This window comes from Methanoculleus sp. UBA413 (assembly GCF_002502935.1).
In the GTDB taxonomy this organism is placed as follows: Archaea; Halobacteriota; Methanomicrobia; order Methanomicrobiales; family Methanoculleaceae; genus Methanoculleus; species Methanoculleus bourgensis.
Genome location: NZ_DAQR01000044.1, coordinates 1 through 19,169, shown reverse-complemented (window position 1 = coordinate 19,169; position 19,169 = coordinate 1). Strand labels below are relative to the sequence as shown.

At 63.4% G+C, this 19,169-nt stretch carries 21 protein-coding genes and 1 pseudogene; 10 read left to right on the top strand and 12 right to left on the bottom strand.

Translation table 11 applies throughout. The annotated features are described in order from the left end of the window. Both BP858_RS03375 and radC read right to left on the bottom strand, forming a co-directional pair. Positions 1–224: pseudogene (locus tag BP858_RS03375) on the bottom strand (YIP1 family protein); the annotation flags it as partial. Positions 225–1,110: 886 nt separating this feature from the next. Further along, positions 1,111–1,848, bottom strand: a complete 738-nt coding sequence (radC, locus tag BP858_RS03370; protein WP_082864869.1) for a RadC family protein — start codon at positions 1,846–1,848, stop codon at positions 1,111–1,113. 128 nt (positions 1,849–1,976) lie between these two features. Here radC and BP858_RS03365 point away from each other — a divergent pair, with 128 nt between their 5' ends. Next, positions 1,977–3,626, top strand: a complete 1,650-nt coding sequence (locus BP858_RS03365; RefSeq protein WP_286878835.1) for a tetratricopeptide repeat protein — start codon at positions 1,977–1,979, stop codon at positions 3,624–3,626. Between the two features lie 130 nt (positions 3,627–3,756). Here BP858_RS03365 and BP858_RS03360 read toward each other — a convergent pair whose 3' ends face one another. The 4 genes from BP858_RS03360 to BP858_RS03345 are packed head-to-tail and all read right to left on the bottom strand — an operon-like array spanning position 3,757 to position 6,941. Then, positions 3,757–4,887, bottom strand: coding sequence for a pyridoxal phosphate-dependent aminotransferase (locus tag BP858_RS03360; RefSeq protein WP_286878834.1), 1,131 nt, complete (start codon positions 4,885–4,887; stop codon positions 3,757–3,759). Continuing rightward, complete coding sequence (gene ribH / locus BP858_RS03355; protein ID WP_286878833.1) at positions 4,884–5,291, bottom strand: 6,7-dimethyl-8-ribityllumazine synthase; 408 nt, start codon at positions 5,289–5,291, stop codon at positions 4,884–4,886. Before ribH ends, BP858_RS03360 begins: the two co-directional genes overlap by 4 nt. A 58-nt stretch (positions 5,292–5,349) precedes the next feature. Then, positions 5,350–5,811, bottom strand: coding sequence for a riboflavin synthase (gene ribC, locus BP858_RS03350; protein ID WP_062263888.1), 462 nt, complete (start codon positions 5,809–5,811; stop codon positions 5,350–5,352). Further along, positions 5,808–6,941: a pyridoxal-phosphate-dependent aminotransferase family protein gene (locus BP858_RS03345; RefSeq protein WP_214166995.1), complete on the bottom strand. Its 1,134-nt coding sequence runs from the start codon at positions 6,939–6,941 to the stop codon at positions 5,808–5,810. The genes ribC and BP858_RS03345 overlap by 4 nt, the downstream gene beginning before the upstream one ends. 137 nt (positions 6,942–7,078) lie before the next feature. Between BP858_RS03345 and purE the strand changes: the two genes are divergently transcribed. The 3 genes from purE to BP858_RS03330 are packed head-to-tail and all read left to right on the top strand — an operon-like array spanning position 7,079 to position 9,198. Then, positions 7,079–7,471: a 5-(carboxyamino)imidazole ribonucleotide mutase gene (gene purE / locus BP858_RS03340; protein WP_286878831.1), complete on the top strand. Its 393-nt coding sequence runs from the start codon at positions 7,079–7,081 to the stop codon at positions 7,469–7,471. Positions 7,472–7,507: 36 nt separating this feature from the next. Then, the gene (locus BP858_RS03335; RefSeq protein WP_062263873.1) at positions 7,508–8,443 is read left to right on the top strand and encodes an ABC transporter ATP-binding protein; all 936 of its coding nucleotides are present in this window, start codon (positions 7,508–7,510) and stop codon (positions 8,441–8,443) included. Next, on the top strand, positions 8,443–9,198 hold the full coding sequence (locus BP858_RS03330; protein WP_062263871.1) for an ABC transporter permease: 756 nt from the start codon (positions 8,443–8,445) through the stop codon (positions 9,196–9,198). Before BP858_RS03335 ends, BP858_RS03330 begins: the two co-directional genes overlap by 1 nt. A 10-nt stretch (positions 9,199–9,208) precedes the next feature. Here the strand turns inward: BP858_RS03330 and thiC are convergent, their stop codons facing one another. Next, on the bottom strand, positions 9,209–10,498 hold the full coding sequence (gene thiC / locus BP858_RS03325; protein WP_214166996.1) for a phosphomethylpyrimidine synthase ThiC: 1,290 nt from the start codon (positions 10,496–10,498) through the stop codon (positions 9,209–9,211). A gap of 25 nt (positions 10,499–10,523) precedes the next feature. Here thiC and BP858_RS03320 point away from each other — a divergent pair, with 25 nt between their 5' ends. Genes BP858_RS03320 through BP858_RS03310 form a run of 3 tightly spaced genes read left to right on the top strand, consistent with a single transcriptional unit; the run spans position 10,524 to position 12,123 of the window. Beyond that, positions 10,524–11,126 carry an MBL fold metallo-hydrolase gene (locus tag BP858_RS03320; RefSeq protein WP_074174953.1) on the top strand — a complete coding sequence of 201 codons (603 nt, stop codon included), beginning with the start codon at positions 10,524–10,526 and terminating at the stop codon, positions 11,124–11,126. After that, complete coding sequence (locus BP858_RS03315) at positions 11,119–11,568, top strand: GIY-YIG nuclease family protein (RefSeq protein ID WP_062263865.1); 450 nt, start codon at positions 11,119–11,121, stop codon at positions 11,566–11,568. Before BP858_RS03320 ends, BP858_RS03315 begins: the two co-directional genes overlap by 8 nt. Before the next feature lie 3 nt (positions 11,569–11,571). Further along, positions 11,572–12,123: a flavodoxin family protein gene (locus BP858_RS03310; RefSeq protein ID WP_062263862.1), complete on the top strand. Its 552-nt coding sequence runs from the start codon at positions 11,572–11,574 to the stop codon at positions 12,121–12,123. Between the two features lie 139 nt (positions 12,124–12,262). Here BP858_RS03310 and BP858_RS03305 read toward each other — a convergent pair whose 3' ends face one another. Further along, positions 12,263–12,421 (bottom strand): DUF1328 domain-containing protein, encoded by a 159-nt coding sequence (locus tag BP858_RS03305; protein WP_014867380.1) that lies wholly within the window; start codon positions 12,419–12,421, stop codon positions 12,263–12,265. 263 nt (positions 12,422–12,684) lie between these two features. After that, positions 12,685–13,815 (bottom strand): 5-amino-6-(D-ribitylamino)uracil--L-tyrosine 4-hydroxyphenyl transferase CofH, encoded by a 1,131-nt coding sequence (gene cofH, locus BP858_RS03300; RefSeq protein WP_074174954.1) that lies wholly within the window; start codon positions 13,813–13,815, stop codon positions 12,685–12,687. Between the two features lie 118 nt (positions 13,816–13,933). Here cofH and BP858_RS03295 point away from each other — a divergent pair, with 118 nt between their 5' ends. Both BP858_RS03295 and BP858_RS03290 read left to right on the top strand, forming a co-directional pair. Beyond that, positions 13,934–14,248 carry a YunC family protein gene (locus BP858_RS03295; protein ID WP_014867378.1) on the top strand — a complete coding sequence of 105 codons (315 nt, stop codon included), beginning with the start codon at positions 13,934–13,936 and terminating at the stop codon, positions 14,246–14,248. A gap of 595 nt (positions 14,249–14,843) precedes the next feature. After that, the gene (locus BP858_RS03290) at positions 14,844–15,287 is read left to right on the top strand and encodes a hypothetical protein (protein WP_348635413.1); all 444 of its coding nucleotides are present in this window, start codon (positions 14,844–14,846) and stop codon (positions 15,285–15,287) included. Position 15,288: 1 nt separating this feature from the next. On the opposite strand, the gene proS is transcribed toward BP858_RS03290, so the two are convergent. The 3 genes from proS to BP858_RS03275 are packed head-to-tail and all read right to left on the bottom strand — an operon-like array spanning position 15,289 to position 18,163. Beyond that, the gene (gene proS / locus BP858_RS03285; protein ID WP_286878830.1) at positions 15,289–16,722 is read right to left on the bottom strand and encodes a proline--tRNA ligase; all 1,434 of its coding nucleotides are present in this window, start codon (positions 16,720–16,722) and stop codon (positions 15,289–15,291) included. A 36-nt stretch (positions 16,723–16,758) separates the two neighbouring features. Beyond that, on the bottom strand, positions 16,759–17,325 hold the full coding sequence (locus tag BP858_RS03280; protein WP_214166998.1) for a stage II sporulation protein M: 567 nt from the start codon (positions 17,323–17,325) through the stop codon (positions 16,759–16,761). After that, complete coding sequence (locus BP858_RS03275) at positions 17,318–18,163, bottom strand: DUF63 family protein (RefSeq protein WP_074174958.1); 846 nt, start codon at positions 18,161–18,163, stop codon at positions 17,318–17,320. The genes BP858_RS03280 and BP858_RS03275 overlap by 8 nt, the downstream gene beginning before the upstream one ends. Positions 18,164–18,174: 11 nt before the next feature. Here BP858_RS03275 and BP858_RS03270 point away from each other — a divergent pair. Continuing rightward, positions 18,175–19,169 (top strand): NAD(P)-dependent glycerol-1-phosphate dehydrogenase (locus tag BP858_RS03270; protein WP_286878829.1); only part of this gene is annotated, 995 nt, incomplete at its 3' end.

Here is a 19,169-nt window from a genome sequence, read left to right as displayed (position 1 = left end):
AAAGCCACCCCGATCGCCCCGAAGGCCTGCGCTTCCGCGGGCAGTAGGGCGATGATCACATTTACCGTCAACGCGGCCGCGACTGCACCGATAAGCGCGTAGACGAGCACGATCAGCGCCGGTACCTTCAGGCCCGGCTCATTCTTTATACGTTCCTCGAAGAAACGCCTGGGGTCGAGCAGCACCCGGAGAAATCCAGTATTCATGACGATTGTGCCTCGCATACCCGTAGCAAGCGAGAGGGGATAAACTTTTCCGGGGACGGGAATCCGGGACAGCAGGGATTTCCTCGAAAAGAGCGGGGACTTTTGTTGCAAATCCTCTTCAGGCGGATGAAATGCCGGGTGGCAGTCTTGTTGGAAATCCTGTTTTGATCGTGGTAGTGCTCCAGGGCAACTAAAAATCGGGGATATCCCGGGTTGACTCACGCGAAGGACGCGAATTCTGTGGAGTTCCTGCCTCCCTTCGCGAACTTCCGCGTGAGGCAACTCATGCTGTGTGAAACCCGCATGGGGCTATGCGAGAGGCTGCACGCATGAAAACGGCCCCTCCTCAGGCTTGTCCTCGGAGAGTGGACCGTGGTGGGAATCGCCCTGGGGGTCTCCCCCCATTGGCGTGAACGCAAGCATGGGTGCACTGCGTTCCGGGTTGGCTATCGGCGAGGTTCAAGCTCGGTTACCCCCATGTCGGTTCTGGTGGTCGTCCCCACCCACCTCAGCATGGATGGAGAACGCGGAGTAGCCCCCGGATCACCCATACTGTGGACCGTGGTGGGAATCGCCACGGGGGAGGGGACCGGGGAGGGGGCGATCCTCCTCCCCGCAGGCGGCGGAACTCGTAGATCCCTCCTCGTAGTCCCCTCCCCGCCCGGCCGAGCGTGCGCTCCTCCCCGCTCCAGAGTGACGGGGACTGTGCGTGGTGCTATCCGATGGAAAACTGTGCCCGGGAGAAGACCTCCCGGGTTTGGGTCATCCGGTCTTACCGGGGCACTATGAATACTGATATCTGACCGCCGGCCCCTCCAACCGTCAAGACCCGGGCGGTCTTCATGGCAAACGCGGCCGCTGACTGCAAGGGCATCAATAGAACCATTTGCCGGGATCCCGGCGGCTAGAGGTGCCCGAGTTCTCTCAGGCTCACGTGGCTCTTTTTGGTAATGATGATATGGTCAAGCACCCTGATGCCGAGGATCGACCCGGCCTCGACGAGCTGCCGGGTGATGCCGATATCCTGGGAGGAGGGTTCCAGGGTCCCCGAGGGGTGGTTGTGGACCAGGATGACCGATGCGGCACGGTCGGTGATCGCCTCGGCAAAGACCTCCCTTGGGTGAACGAGGCTCTGGTTCAGGATCCCGACGGTGACGACCCGGCGCTCGATCACCTCCCCGGCACCGTTGAGCGTGATACACAGAAAATACTCCTGTTTCCGGTCCCGCCACTCGCTGACCAGCGGGAGCACGTCATCGGGGCGGGTGATCCGGCTTCCCGCGACGCCGTCGTCGTCTGCCAGGTAGCGCCGCCCGAGTTCGAAGCTGGCCATGATCTCACAGGCCTTCGCCGCCCCGACCCCCTCTATCGCGAGGAGTTCTTTATACGACGGGCTGCCGCCGTTATCCTTCAGGTAGCGTGCGACTTCGCCGGCGATCTGCGAGACATCCCGCCCCTTCACGCCCCGCCCGAGGAGGAGGGCGACCAGTTCGACATCCGTGAGGGCTTCCGCTCCGCGGGAGGCCAGTTTCTCGCGCGGACGATCGTGGTTCGGGAGATCGCGCATCTTCTTCATGCTTATCCGGCCTGAGAGGTTGTTCCTGTTCCCGGGTTTGATCCCGGAACATGTATACGTTGCCAAACAGCCCCGAACATGAGGAGAATATTTCCGCAGGGGAGGCTGCAGGTGATGATTTCCTTCCCGGCCGACGGGGATCCCCCGGTCCCTATCGAAACCCTTTTGTTTTGGGGATCACCATCACTCACAAAATGGTTCTTCCCTGGAAGAGTGCCGAGGACTGGTGCAGGAAGGGACGGGTATACGGCGAGCAGGGGCAGTACGATCGCGCCATCGAGTGCTACGATCAGGCCCTCAAACTAAATGCCGATGCCGCCGCTGCCTGGTACCACAAAGGACTTGCCCTCAACACCGCACGTCGCTACCGGGAGGCGGTCGAATGCTTCGACCAGGGGATCCGGATTGATCCTGACTGTGCCCGGCTCTGGGCCGCCCGGGGTCAGGTGCTTTACCACCTCCAGCACTACCAGGAGGCTGCCGGGTACTGCGGCCAGGCGGTGAAACTCGCACCCGACTGCGCAGATGCCTGGCTCATCCGGGGACACGCCTTCAGGAATATGGGGCGGACCATCGACGCGCTCGCATGCTACGACCGGGTCGTCACTATCGAGCCGGGCCGCATCGAGGCCTGGCTTGCCAGGGGGACGGTTCTTGCCGTCGATAGGCGGTATGATGCGGCGATAGACTGCTACGACCGGGTCATCACGCTCGATCCCGGGAACGCAAATGCCTGGTATGCCAGGGGGACGATCCAGGTTCTTCTCTCCCGGTACAGAGATGCCCTCGCCTCCTACGATCAAGCGCTTGCCATCGATCCAGGTCATGCCGACACATGGTCCGCCAGGGGACGCACGCTTGCAACGCTGAAACGCTACGAGGAGGCGATAGCGTCTTTCGACCGGACGCTCGCCATCCGCCCCGGTGACGCCGGAACCCTGTACAACAGGGGCCTTGCACTCCAGAACCTGGAGCGCTACGAGGAGGCGGTCGACTGTTACGACCGGGCGTTCAGGATCAACCCTGATCTTGCCGGGATCTGGTATCATAAAGCCATGGCGCTACAGAGACTGAAACGCCACGATTTGGCGCTCATCTGCTTTGACCGGGCGCTCAGGGAGAACGCCATCGATCCCGAGATCTGGTACCGGAAGGGCCGCGTCCTCTTCAACCTGAAGCGCTACGAGGAGGCGGTAGAGTGCTTCGACCAGGCGCTCAGGCTCCGGGCCGACCACCCGGGCGCCTGCTACTACCGGGGCGAGAGTCACTACGCCCTCGGGAATTACGAGGCGGCGGTCGCGAGTTACCAGGCCGCGGTCCGGATGGCACCTGAGAACGCCGTCGCCTGGAACAACTACGGAAACGCGCTCTACCGGCTCGAGCGCTACGAGGAAGCGCTCGTCTGCTATGAACGGGCGCTCGAGATCGACCCGGAGAACCGCCGGGTCTGGAACAACAAGGCAAACGTCCTCTCGATCCTCTCGCACTACGACAAGGCGCTCGTCTGCTACGACCAGGAACTCCGGGCCAACCCCGAGAACGCGGACGCGTGGTGCAATAAGGGTCTTGCGCTCTTCATCCTCGGGCGCTACGGCGAGGCCGTCACCTGTTATACGCGGGCGCTCGAGGTCGAGCCTGCAAAGGTGGAGATCTGGAGCATGAAAGGAAATGCTCTCGTGATCATGGGGCGTCCTGAGGAGGCGCTCGAATGCTATGAGCGGGCACTCGCCGCGAACCCCGATGACGCCGACGCGCTCAGCGGGATGACGATGGCGCTCATCTCTCTCGACCGCTCCGCCGAGGCGGTCAAGTACTACGAGAGACTGCAGCGACTGCAGCGGTGAGGAGGGGTGAGCGGTCCCCTGCCGCAGAACCCGGACGCATCCCCATCCCCCTATCCTTCACGCTTTCACGTGAGGGTATTGATATTCCACATCACGCATCGAGGGGCACAAAATAAGGTAAATTAGTCCGTCAAACCCGCGCAATCCGCCCGACTGCTTCCTGGAGGTTCTCCATCGAGGTCGCGTAGGAGACCCGGAGCCAGCCGGGGGTGCCAAACGCCGTCCCCGGGGTGACCGCAACGTGGGCGTCATGGAGCCATGACCGGGCGATCGCCATATCGTCGCCCCCGACGTTGACGTAGGCGTAGAAGGCGCCGTCCGCAGGCGCGGTTGTGTAACCGAGATCAGAGAACGCCGGGATGATGTAGTCGCGACGGCGCTCGAACTCACGCCGCATCGCCTCAACGCAGTCCTGGCTGCCCCTGAGCGCGGCGACCGCGCCGAACATCGCAAACGTCGTCGGGTGGGATATGGTGTGCTGCTGCACCTTCTCCATCTGCCTGATGACTGCCCGCGGGGCGACCGCGTAGCCGATCCGCCACCCGGTCATCGCGTAGGCCTTCGAGAACCCGTTGACCGTGATCGTCCGCTCCGCCATATCGGGGAGGGAGGCGACCGATACCGGCTTCTTCCCGTAGACCAGTTTCTCGTAGATCTCGTCCGAGAGCGCGAAGAGGTCGTGGTCCCGGCAGATATCGGCGATCAGCCCGAGCGAGTCCGCGTTCAGCACCGCGCCAGAGGGGTTCGATGGAGAGTTGACCACGATCATCCTCGTCCGGGGACCGACTGCCGATAGAAGGGTGTCGTCGACCTGGAAGGTCTCCGGGTCAAGCGCGTGGTGCCGGACCTTCGCGCCCGCGATCTTGGCGCAGGGCTCGTAGGAGACCCAGGAGGGATCGAGGAGGAGCACCTCGTCCTCGGGGTTCAGCACCGCCTCCATCGCCTCGTAGATGGCATCCTTCGCTCCACAGGTGACGATCACCTCGTCCTGCCGCGCGGGGAATCCGTTCTCCCGGGTGATCTTCTCCGCAATCGCCTCAGTCAGTTCCGGGATCCCGGCGCTCGGGGCATAGTGGGTCTCCCCCCGGCGGAGGGCATCGATGCAGGCATCCTTGATATGCTCCGGCGTATCAAAATCAGGCTCGCCGATGGAGAGGCTGATGACATCGATCCCCTCCTTTGCCATCCGCTTTGCAGCGTTCGAGATCTCGATCGTCGCGGAGGGAGCAATGCCTGCAATCTTCTCCGATAAGCCTCTCATCCCAATCGCTGGACCATCTTCACTGCCGATTCAACGGCACGCTTGGCGTAGTCGATACGCTCGGTCGCTTCCATCCGGGTCATACCCGGCCCGGAGATGCCGAGAGCGACGGGCTTATTGTACTCAAGCGAGAGGTCGATGATCTTCCTCGCGGCATGCTGGACGACGATCTCGTCGTGCTGGGTGGCGCCCTCGATGACGCACCCGATGGTGACGACCGCATCGACGTCCCCGCTTCCGAGCATCTTCTTGATCGCAAGCGGCATATCATAGGCGCCGGGGACGTAGACCGTCTCGGTCACCTCAGCCCCGAGGAAATTCGCGTGCTCCCGGGCCTCGATCTCCATCATGTAGGTGATGTCACGGTTGAACTCCGCGACGACAAATCCAAGTTGTATCGCCATTTGAATCTCTCCCTATGGTAGTACTCACCGGATAATCAGATAATCTTCTCTTTTCACATCAGGGGCGGGCAGGCCCGACATCCTCGAACCCCTGCCGCTGGCCGGTCCCGGCGAGCCGTTCGAGTTCCTTTGGGTAGAACGCGAGCCGGACAGCGTTTGCGGCGTGTTCCCGGGTCCGCTGCTCCATCAGCCAGGCAAGTTCTTTTGGGTCCCCGGCTTCGTCCTCGTGGACGAAGACCTCGATGATGTGTTTATTGGTCATGAGCTGGCAGAGGATGAGGCCCTGGGAAGCCTCGTGGGCGCAGACCTTGTCCTTCTCCGCGCCCCCGGGCATCCCGAGCGCCATGACGAGGTCGCACCCCCGTTCCTCGATCAGTTTCTTGCACGCCACCGGGAGGTCCTTGATGCCGGGGACGACGTAGCGTTCAATCCCCACGCTTGCATGCTTCCGGATCTCGTCGATGGCGACCCTGCCCATGTCCACCCGGGCAAACGTCGTGTCTGCGATCCCGATCTTCATCCGAGCAGCACCTCAGCAGCCGCCTCGACACCCTCGCCGGCCGCAAACCCGGACTTCCGGAGGGCGTACTGGACGGCTGCGGCGGTTGCGAGGATCTCCTGCGCCCCGACACTGCCCATGGTGCCGATCCGGAAGATCTTGCCCTTGAGGTGGTCCTGGCCGCCGGCGATCTCGATACCGAACTTCTTGACCGTCCCCCGGAGGGCCTGGTCGGTGACGCCATCCGGGATCCGCATGGCAGTCGCGGTGTTTGAGTAGGCGTGGTGTGCGTCGAGTTCGGGGAAGAGGTCGACGCCCCATCCCTTCGCCGCGGCGCGGACGGCGTCTGCCATCCGGCGGTGGCGGGCGATCCGGGCGGGAACGCCTTCTTCCTCGATCATCTTGCACGCCTCGTGCAGCGCGAGGAAGAGCGGGACCGCCGGGGTGTAGGGCGTCTCCATTGCGGCTTTGCTTCCGCTCTTGCGGTAGGCGGCCATGTCCTGGTAGAAGGGGCGGTTCTCGGCGATCTGGTCCCAGGCACGTTCGCCGACAGCGATGGCGGCGAGACCCGCCGGGGCGGCGAGGCACTTCTGCGACCCGACGACGGCGATATCCACGCCCCACCTGTCCATCTGGACGTCGTCGCCGCCGATGGAGGTGACCCCGTCCATGATGAAGAGCGCGTCATGCTTCCGGGCGAGTTTCCCGACTTCGGGTGCGGGGTTCTTGATCCCGGCGCTCGTCTCGTTGTGGACCATCGTGACGACTTCGGCCCCGGCCTCGAGTTCGCGCTCGAGCCCCTCAAGGTCGAGCGGGGTTCCCCAATCGGACTCGAGGATGGTGACGCTGCTTCCGTAGCGCTCTCCGATCTTTGCGAAACGGTCGCCGAACTTACCGTTCACGAGCGAGACGATCGATCGGTCCCGCGCGAAGTTCGCGACGCCGGCTTCCATTCCGGCAGTTCCGGAGCCGCTGATGATGTAGAGTTCGTTTTCGGTGCCAAAAAGGGTCTTTAAGATCCGGACAGTGTCCGCATACGCGGCCCCAAACTCGGGACCACGGTGGTTGATGGCCTGCTGTGTCATTGCGGCGCGTACCCGTTGCGGAACGGGTACCGGCCCGGGGATCATCAGGAGTGGTTCATGTTCCATGAGAGATCAGTCCATATCGTCTCGTCGAGGACAGACGCTATTAATCGCAAAAGTTGTTGGATGTGGATTGATATCAACCTCTCCACCGTGCGATATCGACAAAGAGATGTGGGGGCAGGAGCATACCAGAGGGAGGTATGGTTGATGTCGCGGTAATCTGCGGTTCCGCCTCGGATGAGGCCGTCGCGGAGAAGGTGTTTGCGAAGTTACAGGAACACGGCGTATCCTACGATTACCAGGTGATCTCGGCGCACCGTGACCCGGAGCGGCTGGACGGGTACGTGAAGGGAAGCGACGCCCGCGTCTTCATCGCGATCGCCGGGCTCTCGGCGGCCCTCCCGGGGGTGGTCGCTTCAAAGACAGAGCGGCCGGTGATCGGTGTTCCCGTGAGCGGGAAACTGATGGGGCTTGACGCCCTCCTCTCGATCGTCCAGATGCCGAAAGGCGTTCCGGTAGCCTGTGTCGGGGTGGATAACGGCGAGAACGCCGCCCTGCTCGCGGTCAGGATCCTCGGCGTAGGACGAGTCTGACGCAACTTTTTTGCCCCTGCCCGGGAAGGAAGGGGCATGACCGCGGGACCGACCGCCATCGATGTCAGGGACCTCACAAAACGCTTCGGCGATACCGTGGCGGTCGATCGCGTCTCCTTCGACGTCAGGAGAGGGGAGATCTTCGGCTTCCTTGGGCCGAACGGCGCCGGAAAGACGACGATCGTGCGGATGCTCACCGGGATCATCAGGCCGGACGCGGGATCGATCCGCGTTATGGGGTACGATATCGCGCGTGACCCCGTGCCGGCAAAACAGCAGATGGGGGCGGTCCCCGAGACCGCCAACGCCTATCTCGACCTCTCGGGCCGGCAGAACATGCTCCTCGCAGCAGACCTCTATGGGGTTCCCCGCACCCGGGCGGAAGGAAGGATAGCGGAGACGCTGGCCGAACTTGGTCTTTCGGACCGGCAGGATCACCGGGTGCATGGTTACTCCAAAGGGATGCGGCAACGGTTGATTCTCGGTATGGCGCTCCTGCATGAGCCTCCGCTCCTCTTCCTCGACGAACCCACCAGCGGTCTTGACGTGCAGAGCACTCGCCTGATCATTGCCATGCTCCAGCGCCTCAACGAGGCGGGGACGACCGTCTTCCTGACCACGCACAACATGGATGAGGCCAACCGGCTCTGCCACCGGGTCGGGATCATCAGGCGCGGGAGGATTGCGGCGATCGATACGCCTGAGCAGCTGAAGAGGACGATCGACCGGATCGCCGTGATTCTCGTCAGCTTCGACCGCCGGGTGGACACGGGAACGCTCGCCGCGCTCCCCGGGATCGCCGGCGTTACGGGAACCGATGGCCGCTGCCGGGTCTCGGCTGAGGATATCGATACCGCTATCCAGTCGATCGTCTCATTCGCACACTCAGAGGGGGCGCGGATCCTCTCCCTGGATACGCCGGCGCCCACGCTTGACGAGGTCTTCCTCTCCATCACGGCGGGTGACGGGTGATGCGGCCCCCCGAGATCGCCGGGCAGGTGCGCCGTTCCTTCGTCATCGCGAAGAAGGATATCAGGATCTACTATGTCAAAGGGCCGGTCGTCATCTTCGGTCTCCTGATACCCTTCTTCCTCTTCCTGGCCTTCTCGGTGGGAAACCGGTTCGCGTCGCTCCCGTTCCTGGTATCGGGCCTGCTTGCCATGACGCTCTTCTTCACGGCGACGGCGGTCTCGCCGGTGATCTTCCCCTGGGAGGCCCAGGCACGGACGCTTGAGCGGCTGGCAGCCGCCCCGATCACTGTTCCGGCGCTGGTCTTTGGGGATATCCTCGCCTCGTTTGTCTTCGGTGTCGGGATCACGCTCGTCCCGGTCGGGATCGCCCTTGCCCTCGGCGTGGCCGTCGGCCACCCTGCCGTGCTCCTTGCCGGGATCCTCCTCGGTGCCGTCTGCTTCTCGGCGCTCGGCACCCTCCTCTCGGTCCCGCCGGCAAACGCCCCGCAGAACATCATGATGCTCTCGTCGCTGATCAAGTTCCCGCTGATCTTCATCTCCGGCATATTCATCCCGGTCGAGAGCCTGCCGGTCTGGGGGAGACTGGTCGCCGTTCTCTCGCCCCTGACCTACTTCACCGATATCGTCCGCTACTCTCTTGGGGAAGCAAACACATTCCCCATCGCTGTCGATATCGCTGTCCTTGCAGGGTTTGCCCTCCTCTTCATGGCGGCGGCTATGATGCTGCACGCACGGACGCTGCCGGGAAGGCTGTGAAAAACAGGGGTTATGGGTCCATCCGCTCTTCCGGGACCCGGAGGATCTCCCGGACCGTCTTTATGGCGCAGAGGTCGCCGCACATCGAGCAGGTCTCGATCTCCCCGTCCCGCTCGTGGATGCGCCGGGCCTCCTCCGGGAAGAGCGCCGCCTCGAACTGCTTCTCCCAGTCGAGGCTCCGGCGCGCCTCCGCCATCCGGATCTCGCGGTTCCTGGTGCTCCCGGCGGCCCGGGAGAGGCTCCCGACGTGTGCGGCGATCCTCGCCACCCTCGTCCCCTCTACGATGTCGCGGACGTCGGGCAGCGCCAGGTGCTCGCTCGGGGAGACCATGCAGAGGAAGTCGGCGCCGTGCATGCAGGCGAGCGCGCCGCCGATCGCCGCCACCACGTGGTCGTAGCCGGGCGCCACATCGGTCACGAGCGGGCCGAGCAGGTAGAGCGGGGCGCCGTCGGTCAGTTCTTTGATCATCCTGACGTTGTAGCCGACCTGGTCGGCCGGGATATGCCCCGGCCCCTCGATCATCCGCTGCACCCCGGCGGCAAGCGCCCGCTTCGCCAGGTGCCCGAGCGCCAGGTACTCGGTCGTCTTCGCGAGATGGGTGGCGTCCACGAACGCACCGGGGCGCATCCCGTCACCGAGGCTTATGACCACGTCGTGCTCGGCGAGGATCTCGAGCAGGTAGTCGTACTCGGCATAGAGCGGGTTCTCCTCACCGGTCGCGGCCATCATCGCCACGTGGAAGGCCCCGCCCCGGCTGACGACACCCATCGTCCGGGGATCGGCCTGGAGCGATGCGAGGGCATCAAGGTTCACGCCGCAGTGCAGGGTCAGGAAGTCAACGCCCTGCCGGCAGTGCTCCCGGATAACCTTAAAGAGCAGGTCGGCGTCGACGTCTGCCGCGCTCCCGGCTCGCCGGACCGCCTCGTAGACCGGGACCGTGCCGACGGGTGCGTCGAGAGCGAGGATCCGGCGCCTGATACGGGCGAGATCGCCGCCGGTCGAGAGGTCCATCAGTGCGTCCGCCCCCTCGCGGAGGGCCGCCTTCGCCTTCTCGACCTCGAGGTCCTCGTCGCACCTGACGCCCGACGTCCCGATATTCACGTTGACCCGCACCCTGCACCCCTCGCCGATGGCGCAGAGCCTGTGGGGCCGTACGGGGTTTGCAGGGATGACGATCCGGCCGCGGGCGACGGCCCGTGCGGCATGGTGCGGGACGAGTCCCTCCTCCCGGGCGACCGCCTCCACCTCGGGCGGAACCCCGCGCAGGCATGCAGAGATCAGGGTATGCATAAGAAACATTTGTCGGGAGGCCATATTAGTCTGCATGTCAGTCCGGTGGATCGCGAGCGGCACGACCTACGCCAATTCGTTTGTTTATGGAGACGTCCTTGTGGATGCAGGCGTTCTCCCGATGGCCGTACAACCCTACGCCGGTGCGATCGAGACGATCGTCATCACCCATGCTCACTACGACCATATCGCCCACATCAAAGAGATCGCCAGGATCTGCAACGATGCGACCGTCTGCATCCACGAGGCGGACGCACCCGGCCTCGCTGATGATGCACGGAGCCTTGCCGCCTTCTTCGGCGCCCGGTCGCCCGGAATCGTCCCCGACACCACCCTCCGGGACGGCGACCGGGTCGGGAGCCTCCGTGTGATCCACACGCCCGGGCATACCCCGGGCGGGATATGCCTCTACGACGCTGAGACTGGGGTGCTCTTCTCGGGGGATACGGTCTTTACCGGCGGGTCGTTTGGGCGTTATGACTTCCCGGGCGGGGACCGGGAGGCGCTCGCGGCATCTATCGAACGCCTGACGATGCTCGACGTCGAGGCCCTCTACCCCGGGCACGGGGAGCCCGCCACCACGGGCGGCGGGAGGCATATCGCGGCCGCCCGGGAAGCGCTCCACTTCTATGGATAAAGGAGTCTACGCCCTCGTCCTCGAAAACCCATGCTGTGAGGTCAGGATCGGCGCCCTCGGAGTGCGGGAGTTCCCCGCGGGCCGGCAGATCTACGTCGGGTCGGCTCGGGGGAGCGGGGGGCTTGCCAGGGTGAGGCGGCACCTGCGGCTCGCCCGCTGCCGGGACCGTCCTCCCCGGTGGCACATCGACTACCTCCTCCTTAACCCGCACTTTGCGCCTGCCGCCGTCGTCACCGCCGCAACCGACCGGGACTGTGAGTGCGACCTCGCCCGCGCCATCGGGGGGGCGTGCGTCCCCGGGTTTGGGTGCAGCGACTGCGCCTGTGCTTCGCACCTCTTCTCCCGTCCTGGAGACCCGGTCCCCGAACTCCTCGCAGCGTTCGCGAGGCTGGACCTTGATGCCCGCATCGCAACAATCAAGAATGAGTGGCGCGTGCATTAGACCATGAACGTTCTCGGGATCTCCGGAAGTATGCGCAAGACCGGCAACACCGCGCTGCTGGTCACCACCATCCTCAACCGGGTGCGGGAGGCGGGTATCGAGACCGAATACCTCTCGCTTGCCGGGATGGACATCAGGCCCTGCACCGGCTGTGAGGCCTGCAAAGAGGCGAAATGGTGCGTGACTGAGGATGACGACTGGGCGGGCGTTGCAGAGAAGATGATCGACTGCGAGGTGCTGGTCCTCGGCGCCCCGACCTACTACTACGATGTCAACGGCCAGACGAAGAACCTGATCGACCGGACCTACTCCCTCTACCATGACAGGAGGCTTGCGGGGAGGAAGGCGGTGGGCGTCGCCGTCTGCGCCGACCGGGGGGGTGAGCGGGCGCTTGAGACCATCGAGGGGTTCTTAAACTCCCATGAGTTCTCATACCTCGGCTACGTCTGCGGCAAGGGCTATGCGCCGGGGGATGTCCGCAAGGACGAACGGGCGATGAAGCAGGCCCGGCAGGTTGCAGGTAAGATCATCAGTTACCTCCAGCCTGATGACTGAAGGCAAGGGAAGAGTTCCCGGGCCGGTGGGGCTCCGCGAGCGCCGGGTATGAACGAGGTTGCTCTCCGACCGCGCCTGCCGCAAAAGGGTGAGGTTGTCGCTGGGGGCCAGCGGACCATCCGTCAGCCCCCGGCAGTGGTCAGAGCAGCAGCGATATTATAGCGAGCACGATGAAGAGGATGATCAGCCACTTCGCAATCGACATCGAGATTCCTGCAACGCCCCGTGCCCCGAGTATGGCAAAGACAAGTGCCAGTACAAAGAAGAGGATCGCAAGACCCACAAGACCATTTACCATATTGTTCTCCCCCAAACGCCGGTATCTGACCGGCTTTGAGGAGGCATCCTTGATTTTGGGATATATATAATTTTCCTGGAATAATACGATCCAGCATCTCCGGGTGAAATTGATGCGGGTTGCCCAGCACTCTCTTTCTATGTTCTGATGAATCCCCGTGCCGGATGCCGGATCCGGACTCTCTCCCGCCCGGCCTTTGGCGACAGTCGGACTCCGGAGCCCCCCGATATACCTGAGGTTAGGTGCCCTGGGTCGCTACCGCGTCATGCGCAACTTCCAGGAATAACTCCGGCTACGGTCTCCCCCCGGACCAGTTCGTAGGTCGTCGTCCGCTGCCGGAGCGTCCGCCCCAGGTCTTCGGCCATCCGCCGCATCTCGGCAGGGTCCAGGTAGTCTGTCCCCCGGGCGCCGGCGCTCCGTGAGATGCTCTCCTCAAACATCGTCCCCCCGAGGTCGTTTGCGCCGGAAAGGAGTGTTATCTCCGCCATCTTCCTCCCCAGTTTCACCCAGGACGCCTGGATGTTTTTGATGTTGTCGAGGAAGAGCCTGGCCACCGCGACCATCAGGATATCCTCCCTCCCGGTCGCCCCGGGCCGTGCGAGTCCCGCCCGGTAGAGGGGGGTGTTTTCGTGGATGAACGAGAGGGGCACAAACTCGGTGAACCCCCTGGTATCATCCTGGATCTCCCTGAGGATCGCGAGATGCCGGGCCCGGTCCTCCACCGACTCGCAGTGGCCGTACATGATCGTCGCCGTCGAGCGGATGCCGAGGTCGTGCGCCTCCCTGATGATCCTGACCCAGGTCGCGGTATCGATCTTATCCGGGCAGATCACTGCGCGGACAGAGTCCACCAGGATCTCGGCCGCGGTCCCGCAGAGCGTCCCGAGCCCCGCGGCCTTCATCCCGATGAGCACCTCCCGCGTTGAGATACCGCTTCTTTGTGCGGCGTAGGCCACCTCCATCGGGTTGCTCGCGTGGATGTGGACCCCCGGCGCCTCGTCCCGTATCCAGGATATGATATCGATGTAGGATTGCGCGTCAAAGTCCGGGTGGAGGCCGCTGACCGTGCAGACCTCGGTGACACCCCGCTCACGTGCCGCCCGGGCCTTCTCCCTGACGGCGACCTCGTCATGGAGATACGCGTCTGCGTCGCCCGGCTTCCGGGAGAACCCGCAGAACCCACATGCGTTCACGCAGAGGTTGGTCACGTTGATGTTCTGGTTCCTGACATAGGTGACGGTCTTGCCGACCATCCGCTCCCGGAGTTCGTCCGCGGCAGCGGCGATATCCAGGACGCCCCGGTCCCGGGTCTTTTGGAGCTGGACGGCCTCCTCCTCGGTGAGCCGGTGGCCGGCGAGCACGTCATCAAGCACTGTTCGCAGTTGCGGCGTCATACCCACCCCGACCGTCTTCCCGTATGGGTAGTCTGTGGTTGTCGCTGTATCTCAAGAATCTTCTGTTACCCCGGGAACAGGGCATACACTTATTACTCCCGGATGCATCCCGACTGCCATGGCTCAGCAGATCCTATGTCACCAGCGGACGCGGCTCAGTTATAAGGACGCGTTCGGGTACGTCATCCCGGTCGGGGAGACCAGCCTGATGACCTGGGTGACCGACGAAGGAATGATCGGGACCGAGGGGTTCGATATCGAGGCGTTGGCAGTCTTTGGCGTTCCCGCAGCGATCGTCGGCGTCTCTGAGGAGTCCACCCTGGAGACCCTCGACGATCTCATGGACGCCGAGGTGAAGGCGGCAAACCTCCCGGCGGTGCAGCGCCGTGTCGAGATCGGGATGTCGGGGAGGGAGGCCTTAAACCGGATGTGAACGGCGCGGCAATTTGAGACTCCCGGCCACGTTTTTCGCATCAGGGGCCCGGGTCCGGGGAGGGGCGGTCTTCACGCTTGGAGCCCGGAGAGCGCAGACTCAATCGTGGTTTCAGGCGCACCTCTGCCTCACGCGGAAGGCCGCGAAGTCTTCCTCTCTCCCGCCCTGCTCTTCGCGTGCTTCCGTGTGATGTGACGATCCACACCGGGGCCCGGAAGACAGGATACAATGTCTCGGCAGGATCATCTGGCCATGCCTCTGCCTTCCTTCGTTCTTTCAGGCGATCGCGCGGCGCATCTTCACTATTCTTCATCCCGGGGTTACCCGCCGTGCGGGCGCCGCCGATCGCCCCACCTCTGGCAGGCCCGGCACAGAACGCGAGCACCAGACGGCACGGATCTCGCACTATCGGGCGAGGAGATCCGGATGAAGCATTCGACATGTATAAGAGCACTACCAGCGCAATACGTAGTAAAACCTCAAGGCAATCGTAGAGCCCGCGCATTCAAGCGTGGAATACTTTCAGGAGGCACGAGGCAGCGCCCGTGTCTTCGGAGAGAGTAAATGGTATGAGGCCAACATCATGACTTCCAGAATGCATACCCCCCACACGACCTGTCCCAGCTGCCACGAAGAGGTCTTCCTGGACGAACTTGTGGGCGGGCGTTGCCCCCTCTGCGGGTATTCCCTCGATGAAGACGACGGAACGTGCAGTGAGTATGAGGAGACCCTCGAGCGCTCAGACCTCGGATGGATGATCTTCCAATTCTTTGTCTTTAAACGGTTCTGCAACGAGGGAGCAAACCCGCTCCATGTTATGCAGGTCATCTCCCGGTACGAGGAACTTCTCCAGAGCGACCCTGCGGACGCGGAGAAGATGCGATTCACTCTGGAAGTTCCTATGCGCCGCTGGGAACGACTGCTCCCGAAGCGGTGCTCGAAGTGCGGCAGGATCTTCATCTCGGGCGGAAAAGCAATGATCTCAGGGGACCTCTCGTCCCCCGAGTACCCGAGAGAGTACACCTGCCCGGCCTGCTGAATCAGTAGGTCCGGGCAACCAGAGTGGACGTGCCCCTGCCGCCACAGGCGACGCACGGGCCGTCAGAGACGGTAATCTGGTCCGAGCGGATATCGGACCCGAGGATGCTTGCATCCACCGCCGTCTCAATCTTTTCTGCGCATTCCTGCGATCCGCACCAGTGGACGACCGCAACCCCGTTCTTCACCGCTTCGGCGGTCTCCTCGAGGGTCGCCGCTACGGTGATCCGGTCGGCCATCGCCTGCCGCGCCGTCTCCCAGATCCCCTCCCGGAACCCGGCGAGGACCGAGAAGACTCCCTCGACGGCGCCTCGGCGGTCGAGCTTGGTCTTCTGGCCGTCGCGGGTGACGGCGACGACCGTGTTCGCGTCGATGTCCCGCGGCCCGATCTCGATCCGCAGCGGGACCCCGCGCATCTCCCAGTGGTAGTACTTCGCGCCCGGGCGCATATCCCGGTCGTCCAGCCTCACGACAAACCCGGCTTCTTTGAGTTCCTCCTCGAGCGCCGCGGCGGCCGAGAGCACCTCGTCGCGCCGTTTTCCGACGATGATCGGCACGATGACGACCTGGATCGGCGCAACCTCAGGCGGCAGCACAAGCCCCTTATCGTCGCCGTGAACGCTGATGATCGCCGCAATCGATCGTTCAGATATGCCGTAGCAGGTCTGGTAGGCGTATTGCTGTTCTCCATCTGCGTCCTCGTAGGTGATTTCGTAGGTCCGCGAGAAGTGGTCGCCGAGCATATGCACCGTCCCTATCTGGAGGGTCTTTCCGTCGGGCATGATAGTATCGACCGCGATGGTGTAATCGGCGCCCGGGAACTTGTCCCAGTCGGGGCGGCGGGATACGATCACCGGCACCCTGAGGTTGTCGTAGAACTCCCGGTAGAGACCGAGCGCGACCTCGACCTGCGCCGCCGCCTCCTCCCGCGTCGCGTGCACGGTATGCGCCTCCTTAAACGACGTAATCTCGCGGAGGCGGATCAGCGGGCGGGTATGCTTCGTCTCGTAGCGGAACGTATTGACGATCTGGTAGAGTTTCAGGGGCAGGTCCGTGTGCGACCGGATCCAGAGCGAGTACATCGGGTAGATGGCGGTCTCGCTCGTGGGTCGGAGCGCGAGCGGCACATCAAGTTCGTTCTTGCCGCCGTGAGTGACCCAGTAGACCTCGTCCTCGAAGCCCTTGATGTGCGTGGCCTCTTTCATGAACTCGGTCTCCGGGATCAGGAGCGGGAACATCGTCTCCGCGTGGTCGCGGTCCATCAGGTCCCTGAGTATCCCGTATGCGCGTTTCCTGATGGCGAATCCGTGGGGATACCAGACGTACAGTCCCTTGACCGGGTAGCGGACGTCCATGATCTCGGCTCGCCAGAGGATCTCGTTATACCACCGTGAAAAATCATCTTTCCGGGGAAGTGCGCCAGTATCTTCTTCCATCCGTCTCGTACCTCAAAAATTGTTGATCTGCCTCTCTTAAGCGATCATAACTAGGACTACTGGCGTAATAAATGCCTCTACAACCGCCGCAACCGCAAGAAGCGGGACGACTATCCGGAGAAAGAGGCGGGCAAGGGGTACCGCCGCAGCGGCTGCATCGCCCCCGCCGTGCCACTCGGTCATGAGCGCCCGGCCGAGGAGGAGCCCGAGACCGCCCGCGATGAGGAACGACGGGATCTCGAAGATGCCGTGCGGGATGAGCGCCGCCGCGATGAAGAGCGAGCCCTGCTGCTGCCGCATGAGTTCCGCCACCGCACCGATCAGGAGCCCGTTCGTCGTGAGGATCAGCACCGTGACGATCCCGAGCGACGCTCCTCCGAGGAAGAGGAGGGTGCAGGCGCCGAGGTTGTTTAAGAATATCTTGAACGCGAGGACCGGCGGGGAGTCGGAGAGGAGCTGGCTTGCGACCTGGTCGCGGAAGAGGGTCATGACCTCCATACCGACCGTCGGGTCGCGGGCCACGGCAAAGGCGCCGAGGCCTATCGAGATTGCGAAGAGGACGGCCGCGAGGAGCGTAGCGCGGGCAAGCGAGTTTTCAGACATAGAGCACCATCCGTACCATGTCCCGTATCCCCGGCGCCATGCCGACGACGATCATGGCAAGCAGGATGAGGTGCCAGAGACCCGGACTTCCCTCTTTTTTGTACATCTCGAGGATATAAATAGCCGGGATGAGGACCGCGATCTTGAGGAGGAACATCGAGAACGCAGTACCGGTCGCCTCGATCAGGTTCGAGCCCACGACATGCTGCTCCACGTAGTGGACGGGGTGGATATCGATGCCGTAACTTGTCGCGCTCGCATCCAGCATATGCCCGAAGATGAGGAGTTTGTAGAGGATGTTTGAGGCGTAGTCCCACTTCGCGCCGTAGACGAGGAGCGCCCAGAGGGCGAGCGACGAGACCGACGCGAGCGCGAGGATGGCGGCGAGGACGTCGAGCGCGATCGTCGTCTCGGTGAGGCCGAACCAGACGAGCGCCGCGGTGGAAAGAAGACAGGCGACGATGCCGACGCCCCCGTAGACACGGCTGTACCTGGAGACGAGCCCCGCGTTCTCTGCGAGTTTTCCGGCGAAGAGGGCTATTGCCGCGACTACAAAGACCGTAAAGAAGATCAGGGGGGTGATCAGGAGGAACCGGAAGTCCGATGTGATCATACCGGTATCCTCGACGACCCGCAGCAGCCCGCCGAGGACGACGAAGGGCAGGGTCGCAAGCACCAGTTCGTCGTCGACAGCAATCTTATACCGCCGGAGGCCCCGGTAGACAATATAGACCGCTGCGATGAGTATCAGGGCGTAGGTCAGCGTATCGACGAGTGTATACGCCTGGCCGTAACGAATGGGATCGATGTAGTATTTGTAGAGGAACTCCCTAATCATTACTGATCTCAATGAGCGCAGGCGGCATAAACTTACTCAGAACAAAGGTCTTCGATAAGTCCAAATGGATGCAGCTCCCCCGCGACGTCGTCATCGGTCACGATGTCATCGGGCAGGTTCCGGCCGTCTGCGAAGACCTTGATCTCGGCGATGCTGTGCTCATCATATCGGGAGAGCAGACGCGGGACGTGGCCGGGAAACGGGTCGAGGCGCTTCTCGCCGGCTCTTACGAGGTTACGACGTTTTCAGCCGCCGCCGGCGATCCCCTCGAGACGATCAGGAAGGCCGAAGCGGCGGCGGCAGGGGCCGGGTTCGTCATCGGCGTCGGCGGCGGCCGGGTCATCGATATCGCGAAGATCGCCTCCTACAACACCGACCGCCACTTCATCAGCGTCCCTACCGCCGCGTCGCACGACGGTATCGCCTCGTCACGGGCCTCGGTCCCGACACCCGAGGGGAACGTCTCGCTTGCCGCCGAGCCGCCCATCGCGGTCGTCGCCGATACCGCCATCATCGCGTCGGCACCCCACCGGCTGCTCGCGTCCGGGTGTGCGGATATCATCGCAAACCATACCGCGATCCTCGACTGGGAGCTCTCCCACCGGCTCAGGGGCGAACCGCTCTCCGAGTACGCGCTGACGCTCTCCCGGATGACCGCCGAGATCCTCTTTAAGAACGCCGACCTCATCAAACCGCACTCCGAGGAGAGCGCCTGGCTCGTGACGAAAGCGCTGGTCTCCTCAGGGGTTGCAATGAGCATCGCGGGGTCGTCCCGGCCCGCGAGCGGCGGCGAGCACAAGTTCTCCCACGCGCTGGACCGGCTCGCGCCCGGCAAAGGTCTCCACGGGGAGAAGTGCGGTATCGGGGCCATCATAACGATGTACCTCCACGGCGGGGACTGGCGGGGGATCCGCGACTCCCTGCGAACGATCGGCGCACCGACCACCCCCGCAGAGATCGGGGTCGACGACGAGACTGCTGTCGAGGCGCTGCTTGCCGCCCGGAC